Annotated in this window: 5 protein-coding genes and 3 pseudogenes; 6 read left to right on the top strand and 2 right to left on the bottom strand. The window is 58.2% G+C overall.

Annotation, left to right across the window (positions count from 1 at the left end):
- Positions 1 to 19 precede the first annotated feature (19 nt).
- A complete protein-coding gene (locus tag EU805_RS12660) occupies positions 20 to 961 on the bottom strand; it encodes a hypothetical protein (protein WP_129764339.1) in 942 nt (313 codons plus the stop codon).
- 117 nt (positions 962 to 1,078) lie between these two features.
- Positions 1,079 to 1,627 carry a hypothetical protein gene (locus EU805_RS12655; RefSeq protein ID WP_129764338.1) on the bottom strand — a complete coding sequence of 183 codons (549 nt, stop codon included), beginning with the start codon at positions 1,625 to 1,627 and terminating at the stop codon, positions 1,079 to 1,081.
- 1,128 nt (positions 1,628 to 2,755) lie between these two features.
- Between EU805_RS12655 and EU805_RS12650 the strand changes: the two genes are divergently transcribed.
- The 6 genes and pseudogenes from EU805_RS12650 to EU805_RS17715 all read left to right on the top strand — a co-directional run.
- Complete coding sequence (locus tag EU805_RS12650) at positions 2,756 to 4,495, top strand: histidine kinase N-terminal 7TM domain-containing protein (RefSeq protein WP_370318206.1); 1,740 nt, start codon at positions 2,756 to 2,758, stop codon at positions 4,493 to 4,495.
- Between the two features lie 155 nt (positions 4,496 to 4,650).
- Positions 4,651 to 4,734 (top strand): annotated as a pseudogene (locus EU805_RS17465) (transposase); the annotation flags it as partial.
- A 97-nt stretch (positions 4,735 to 4,831) separates the two neighbouring features.
- Entirely contained in the window at positions 4,832 to 5,125 is a 294-nt protein-coding gene (locus EU805_RS12640; protein ID WP_129764335.1) for a transposase, read from the top strand.
- A gap of 367 nt (positions 5,126 to 5,492) precedes the next feature.
- Positions 5,493 to 5,789 carry a DDE-type integrase/transposase/recombinase gene (locus EU805_RS12630; RefSeq protein ID WP_129764333.1) on the top strand — a complete coding sequence of 99 codons (297 nt, stop codon included), beginning with the start codon at positions 5,493 to 5,495 and terminating at the stop codon, positions 5,787 to 5,789.
- Positions 5,790 to 5,860: 71 nt separating this feature from the next.
- A pseudogene (locus EU805_RS12625) lies at positions 5,861 to 6,947 on the top strand (IS3 family transposase).
- A gap of 39 nt (positions 6,948 to 6,986) precedes the next feature.
- Positions 6,987 to 7,157: pseudogene (locus EU805_RS17715) on the top strand (integrase core domain-containing protein); the annotation flags it as partial.
- Between the last annotated feature and the right edge of the window lie 132 nt (positions 7,158 to 7,289).

The following is a 7,289-nucleotide window of genomic DNA, read 5'->3' as shown; positions in this document are numbered from 1 at the left end:
ACGGGACCCTCCCTTGGTGTCAGCCGGAGCTATCCGGGCCGCCGTGGCGCGCCGCGATCCGGTCGAGGAGGGCCTGCAGGACGGGCAGGGCGGTGGCGTGGTAGATCTCGCCTTGCGTGTTGATCGCATCGCCGAAGACCGCTTTCGGCACGATCGCGCCGGGGTGCCTGGCGCGCATGTGGCGGTGGCACGCACTCTCGTCGCGCACCGCGAGATTGCCGGAGGCCAACGGCACCACCCGCAGGACCTCGGTGCGCACCGCTCGGTCGATCCCGAGCTGATGCCGCAGCCGCTTGGCGGGCCGGGCGCTGTAGCCCAGTTTCACTACCGGCAGGCCGGCGAGGTCGATGCGGAAGAGGTAGACGAAGGACGGCTGCCCGGACCAGTCGGTGCCGCAGCCGCCGCAGGAGCAGTCCCCCCAGGCCATGTTGCCGATACTGATGTCCTGCCCGTGCCCGCAGCCGTGCCGGTAACGGCGGTAGCCGCTGCGGCCGCTGGTGGCCGGCCCGACAAGCGTCCAACCATAGGCACAGGCCTCATCGGCGTAGCGCACCTCGCGACAGGTCTCGCAGTCGATGGCGTGGCCTCCGGCCGCAGCGGTTGTCATGCGGTGAAACTGACGCCGCACGATGTGGCCGCAGGACAGCAGGTAGTGTCCGTAGTGCCGGTCACGGGAATCGGGCCCAAGCAACTCGGCGCCGAGGGTCGCAGCGTCAGCCTCCCGCCGGTCCCGGATGCAGGCACGGCACAGCGCGGTGCGGTCACGGAAGACGTTGATGCGCGTGAGCGAGACCGCTTTGCAGGTCCGACAGCGCAGCACGCCGTGGTAGCGGTCCCAGGCGCGGCCGATCAGGTCGAAGCCGTCGTCTGCGGCGCCCTCGATCCAGGACGGCTTGAGCGGCATGGGCAGGGCGGGGTGGACGACCCCGTCGATGACGAAGGAGGTGGGGAAGTCGTTCATGGGAACGCTCCTTTCGAAGAGAGATGACTCTGGACAGAGCTCGACCGGCAGCACCCGGCAGATCCGGGTGCCCGAGACGGTCAGGCAGAGGGGGAAAGAGAGGAAAGACTGTGGAGGTCAGAGACCCCAGTCGGTCCAGGGCTCTTCCTGCCCCGTGCGCGCGGTGTGATCCGCAAGCGCGATCCATATCATCTCTTCGAGCAAGTTGGCCGCGGCGTGCAGCGGCTCTGCCAGGACACGCTCGCCCGGCAGCGGGCTGCGCGCGCAGACCTGCGCACGATAGCGGATGCCGCCCCCGCGCTGTGACAGCCGCGCAAGATCGTCGCCGTCGTCCTCGAACAGGAGCAGGAACACCCAGGCGGCTTCGGAGAGGTCCGACGGCGCATTCCCACCGAAGCGGAACGCCCAGAAGGCCTCGTCCGCCCGGGCCCAGGCGTCCGCGGCCGCATCGGCGAACCGCATCACGGAAGGGTCGGACCCCAGCGTCTCGACGGCCGCCTCGGCCTCGATGGCAGCACGGGTGAGATGGAGGCAGGCAGCGAAAGCCGCGAATGCGCGGGCAAGCTCCGGCGACGGCAGTGGGGAGGGGGCTCCGGGAACACCGGGAGGCGTGATGCAAGGGGTGTTGGACACGCCGCGAGGCGTGGTAGGGACAGTGTTAGACATAGAGATCTCCATACGATCTTTGTGTTTAGAGCCGAGACGAGGGTTGCCGCCCTCGTTTTGGCTCGTTATGAACACCTTTATAACGCCGTAAAGTTAAGACGTCAAGGTGGTAAAGCGTATGACTTCGGATAAACCAAAAATAGGCAGACCAGTGGTAGAAACTGAACCACTTACGGTTCGCCTACCAAAGGCTCTTCTCGAAAAGATCGACAGTCTCCGCGGACAAGAGCCGAACCCTCCGACCCGGCAGATGTTCATACGCCGCCATCTCGCCGAATGGCTCGAGATCGACGATTGAGATCAAAGCCGTGTTGACGGAGGCGGCAAAGATGATCCGGTGCAGGGGCGAGGATCTGCTGAAGTAGAGCGGCCTGCTCGCAAAGGGCACCCGGGTCTTGTCGAGGTGGCCGCGTCGTCACGGGGGTTAGACTGGCCTTTCCAATCGGCAGGCGAACCGTTGCTTTGCAGATAGTGCAGGCTCTCAGTCTTTGGCTATTGGTTGAACCCGCAATACGGAAAGTTGGTTCATCGGCCTCGGCGCAAAATGCCGGGCTCTGCCAAAGTAATTAGTCTTCGGGTCGTAGCAGTCTGGGTCCAGCGACGCGGGCGAACTTGAGGTGCCGGATTCGGTCCGGTTTAAATGCTATCTGGAAAACATGGACCATATGGTCCAGAAGTTCCAGATGCGCTCCATTCTCCTTCCAACCGGCTTCGACACGTCCGGAATTACCCTTTAGGGCCTCGCGCGCGATAGCGGTCTGGCCTAGGATACCGTGCCGGATGTTTTGCAAGGAATGGGGACCATCAGTTCGCTGGACCGGTTGCGCGCCGTTCTCGGGCTGCGGTGGAGCTGGACGGCGGAAGAGGGGACACTTCAGTTCTACAAGCGTCGCAGAATCGGTAATGGCTCGAAGCTACGCGTAAGTAAAAAATCTTCACAAGCTTCCGCCTTCTCCACAATATGGCTTTTCTAACACAGGTTGAACACGGGGGTTTCGGCTCGCGCGTTTGTGATTACTTCCTGCAGAATGGTTTTGTATCGTAGCTTACCCCGAAGTTTAATCGGAGAGGCATTTGTCCTGTTTTAATCGCCTCCAGCTTGATGGCGCTTTCGCGCTTTCTTCCATTATGATGGCCCTTCTTTTGGTCCTTACGATATGGGCATGGTCGCGTCCGTTTGGGCCAGGGCATAAAATGTTTCGGCTTGCTCATTTAGGCCTGATTGCGTGGCTTGCCTTCGCAACGTTGCAGCTAGCATCGCCGTCTCTTGATTGCCAAATTCTCTGGATGTCGATGACGACACCAGCCCTCACGTTTACAACTATGGCTTGGTCACTTTTTCTCGTCGACTTCAGCCCGCAGCCGACACAAGTATCGATTCGCTGCCGCTATTCTATGCTAGGAGCCGCAACTCTTGCCGTCCTTTTTATCGCCTTAACAAACTCTTGGCACAAAGAACTTTTTGGTAATGGGACCCTTCTCGCTCAGGTCGCAGGCCGCCCTTCCGCGATCATCGAGCGCGGGATCTTCTACTACTTGCTGTCCCTTCACAATTATGGCTGGGTCTTCTTTGCATCTGTAATCTCAATTAAGGGATACCGGAAATCGAATCCCTCGTTTAGGCCTCTATTCGCAGGGTTGCTCGCAATGACTTTAGTCCCAGTAGGGCTGAATGCGAGTTACAATCTTGCTGGCTTGACAGTTTTCGGCGTTGACCCAACCCCATTTGGCCTGGTGATCTCGATTGCGATCTATTCTTGGCTTTTGGTCTTCAATCGATTACTTGATGTGTCGCTGGTGGGTGAGCAACATATCTACCGTGACGCTCAAGTTTTTATGGTGGTCTGCAACAGATCAGGTAGCATGGTCTCGACCAATCCATTCGCTAAAAAATTTCTTGACGGGCCTCAGGGAAACGAAGCCAGAGAGGTCTTGGCAGAAATTTGCAGAAAGCTGCAAATGGATGCCAAAACACTCACTGAGCAACATGTCGCAATCGGTGAGAGCATTTTTCAGCCGTATGCCCTGCGCATCGATGACCCAGTGCATTGTAATCGTCCATTCCTTGGATGGACAGTAACCCTTATCGACGTGACGCGGGAAGAGGAAATCGCTAAAGCGCTTATCGAAGCAAAAGAGCGCGCTGAGGAGATGACACGGCTTCAAACAGAGCTAATTGCTGTTATCAGTCATGAGCTTCGCACGCCGCTTACCTCTATCAGTGGCACGCTTGCCCTGCTCGACGCCGGGCAGTTGGGAGAGCTTCAGGGGCAGGCTAGACGCGGTGTTGAGATCGCCCGGCGCAACTGCGCACGCCTAGCCAAGCTTATCGACAATCTTCTTGATCTCCAGAAGCTGGAAGCCAGACGTCTGGAACTGAAGTTCGAAAGTATTGATCTCCGATACCTCTTGTCCTCCTCGCTTGAGGAGCTTGAAGGCTACGCGCAGCAACGGCCTGTCCATCTTGTCGTGACGGAAACCGACCGCACCATTGAAGTGCTGACAGATGCGACACGCCTCAAGCAGATCATCACTAACGTCATCTCGAACGCGATCAAATTCTCTCCCGAGGATGGAACGGTCGTCACGAGCCTACGTAAGTCCGGCGCAATGGCCGAATTATGCATCAGTGATCAAGGCCCCGGTATCCCGGCCGGAGCCGAAGCCAAGGTGTTCGGCCGCTTTGCCCAAGTCGACAGCTCGTCCTCACGCGGGCATGAAGGCACTGGGCTTGGGATGAACATTTCAAAGCTGATGATAGAACAGCTTGGTGGCGAGATCTTTTATCGGAGTGAAATTGGAACAGGAACGACATTCTTCCTAAAAATTCCACTTTCGGAGGCGGCTCGCAAGAAACATATCCCTTGAAGTTTATTGAGAAAAGTTGATGTCGTTAGAGGTGTCTTCGCGAAATGAGCTTTCGTTGACCACACACCTCCTTTCCAAAAGCCACCATTTAATAGCCTGCTGCCCGTTTCGTGGACACGAAGATAAGATCGTGACCAAGGAACTGGAGAGGGGAAATGAAGAGACGGAAGTTCAGCCGTGGTTTCAAGATCGAAGCGGTAAAGCTAGTGAGCGAGCGGGGCGTGTCGGTCTCTCAGGCGGATTGCCCCCATCGAGTTGAGGTGGACCCCAAAAACTGGACACTGACGTAAGCTCTGATTTGCTGTCTGTTGATCTTCATCACGAAGGAGATCGAAGATTTCGAAACGAAAACAGCATACCCCTGAGTTCAAGGCGAAGGTGGCGCTGGAAGCGCTGAGAGGCGAGGCGATCGTGTCGGAGCTGGCGAGCCGGTTCGGGGTGCATCCGACGATGATCAATCAATGGAAACGTGCGCTGCTGGATGGCGCATCGGGTGTCTCCGAACGCGGCAGCCGCAAGGCACCCGTCATCAATGAAGACCAGGTCAGGGATCTGCATGCCAAGATCGGAGAGCTGGCTGTGGCCAACTATTTTTTCGAAAGAAAGCTCAAGCCCTGGGGCGGAATGTGAGGCGCGCCATGATCGAGCGCGACCATCCTGACCTGTCGATTTAACCAACAGTGCGCGCTTCTGTCGATACCGCGGTCATCGTTCTACTACACGCCGCAGGGCGAGACCGAGCAGAACGTCGCGCTGATGCGGCTGATCGACGTACAGTTCCTCGAGACACCGTTCTTTGGCGTCCGCCAGATGACCTGGCACCTGCGTGGGCGAAGGCCATGCGGTGAATGAGAAGCGCATCCGTCGGCTCATGCGCCTGATGGGATTGATGCCAATCTATCAGAAACCCAACACTAGTAGGCCTGTGAAGGGGCACAAGACCTACCCCTATTTGCTGCGCGGTCTGCGGGTGGACAGGCCAAACCAGGTCTGATGCGTGGACATCACCTACCTGCCGATGCGCCGCGGGTTCCGCTATCTGGTGGCGATCATGGATTGGCATACCCGGATGGTTCTGTCGTGGCGGATCTTGAACACGCTGGATGCCGACCTCTGCGTCAAGGCGCTGAACGAGGCCATCTACCAATTTGGGCCGCCGGACATTATGAATGGCGACCAGGGATCGCAGTTCACATCCTTTGTCTGGATAGACCGCCTGCGCCGCTCGGGCTTCCGCATATCGATGGACGGCAAGCGTCGCTACCTGGACAACATCTTCATCGAACGACTGTAACGGTAATCCCCCCCAATTTTAAGGGGATGCGAAAGTAGAATTTTCTCGGCAGGATGAACGAGGGGATTCCAATGAAGAAGACACGTTTCACCGAGGCCCAGATCATGGGCGTGCTGCGCCAGATGGAGGGCAGTGTTCCTGCTGCCGAGCTTTGCCGCGAACATGGCATGAGCAGTGCGACGCTTTACGAGTGGCGGGCGAAGTATGGTGGCATGAATGCGAGCCTGATCTTCGAGATGAAGGCCATGGCCGAGGAGAACCGCCGCCTGAAGCGCATGTTTGCTGATGTCAGCATGCAGAACGACCTGCTGAAGCAGGCGCTCGGAAAAAAATGAAGCGGCCAGCTCAACGCCGAGAGTTGGCCGTGAAAGAGGTGGCGATGCAGGGCGTCAGCATCGCGCTGGCGTGCCAAGCATTTGATGTCAGCGAGACCTGCTACCGATACAGCCCGAAGCTGGACGATGAGAACGAGCAGATTGCCGACCTGCTGCTTGGGCTGACGAAGGCGAAGAAGACCTGGGGCTTCGGCCTGTGCTTTCTCTACCTGCGCAATATCCGGGGCCATGGCTGGAACCACAAGCGGGTCTACCGGATCTACCGCGAGCTGGAGTTGAACCTTAGGATCAAGCCGCGCAAACGGCTGAAACGGGAGAAGCCCGATGAGCTGGCCGTGCCTGAGGCGCCGAACGAGGTCTGGTCGATGGATTTTATGGCAGATCGCCTTGGGAACTATTGCCAGTTCCGGCTGCTGAATGTCTTGGACGACTTCAACCAAGAAGGGCTTGGTATCGAGGTCGACTTCTCGCTACCCGCGGAACGCGTCGTCAGGGCGCTGAACCAGATCATCGAATGGCATGGTGCGCCTCGAACCATTCGAGTCGACAACGGCCCGAAATACATCAGCGGCACCCTCATGGAATGGGCCGAACAAAAGGGCATCGCTTTGGCCCACATACAGCCGAGGAAACCACAGCAGAACGCATATGTCGAGCGCTACAACAGGACGGTCCGGCACTATGGCTGGACCTCCATATCTTCGAAACCATCGACGAGGTGCAGCAGATTGCCACCGAGTGGCTTTGGTCTTACAACAACGAGCGCCCAAACATGGGCAACGGCGGGATGACCCCCGCCCAGAAACTGAGATTGGCCGCGTAAATTCTACGAACAAGTCCCCGCAAAAACGGGGGGATTACCTGGCGGACGCTGAAATACGAGTGCGTCTACCTCCACGCCTGGGAGACAGGGTCCTAGGCCCGCGCGGGTGTCGGGAACTGGATGGCGTTCTACTACCAGCGCCGCCCGCACAAAGCCCTTGGCGGACAACCACCAGCGGTGGTCTACTCGCTGGAAATCGAAGCAATGTAACCCGATCAGCAGGAGCAGATCAGAGCTTGAAAAGCGCCAGATCCTGTCCAAGAGATGGGGAGCACCTCAGCATATGCGAGTAGAGGGGGTGGGAATGGGTCTGAGCTCCTCGGACATTGCGGTGTTGCAAAT

Source organism: Salipiger sp. IMCC34102 (assembly GCF_004145405.1).
Lineage (GTDB): Bacteria > Pseudomonadota > Alphaproteobacteria > Rhodobacterales > Rhodobacteraceae > Loktanella.
This window is presented reverse-complemented; position numbering and strand designations above follow the sequence as displayed.

Bases quoted from the DNA above. Each gene is read 5' to 3' on its own strand.
- EU805_RS12655 (WP_129764338.1), bottom strand. From the start codon at position 1,627: ATGTCTAACACTGTCCCTACCACGCCTCGCGGCGTGTCCAACACCCCT.
- EU805_RS12660 (WP_129764339.1), bottom strand. From the start codon at position 961: ATGAACGACTTCCCCACCTCCTTCGTCATCGACGGGGTCGTCCACCCC.
- EU805_RS12650 (WP_370318206.1), top strand. From the start codon at position 2,756: ATGATGGCCCTTCTTTTGGTCCTTACGATATGGGCATGGTCGCGTCCG.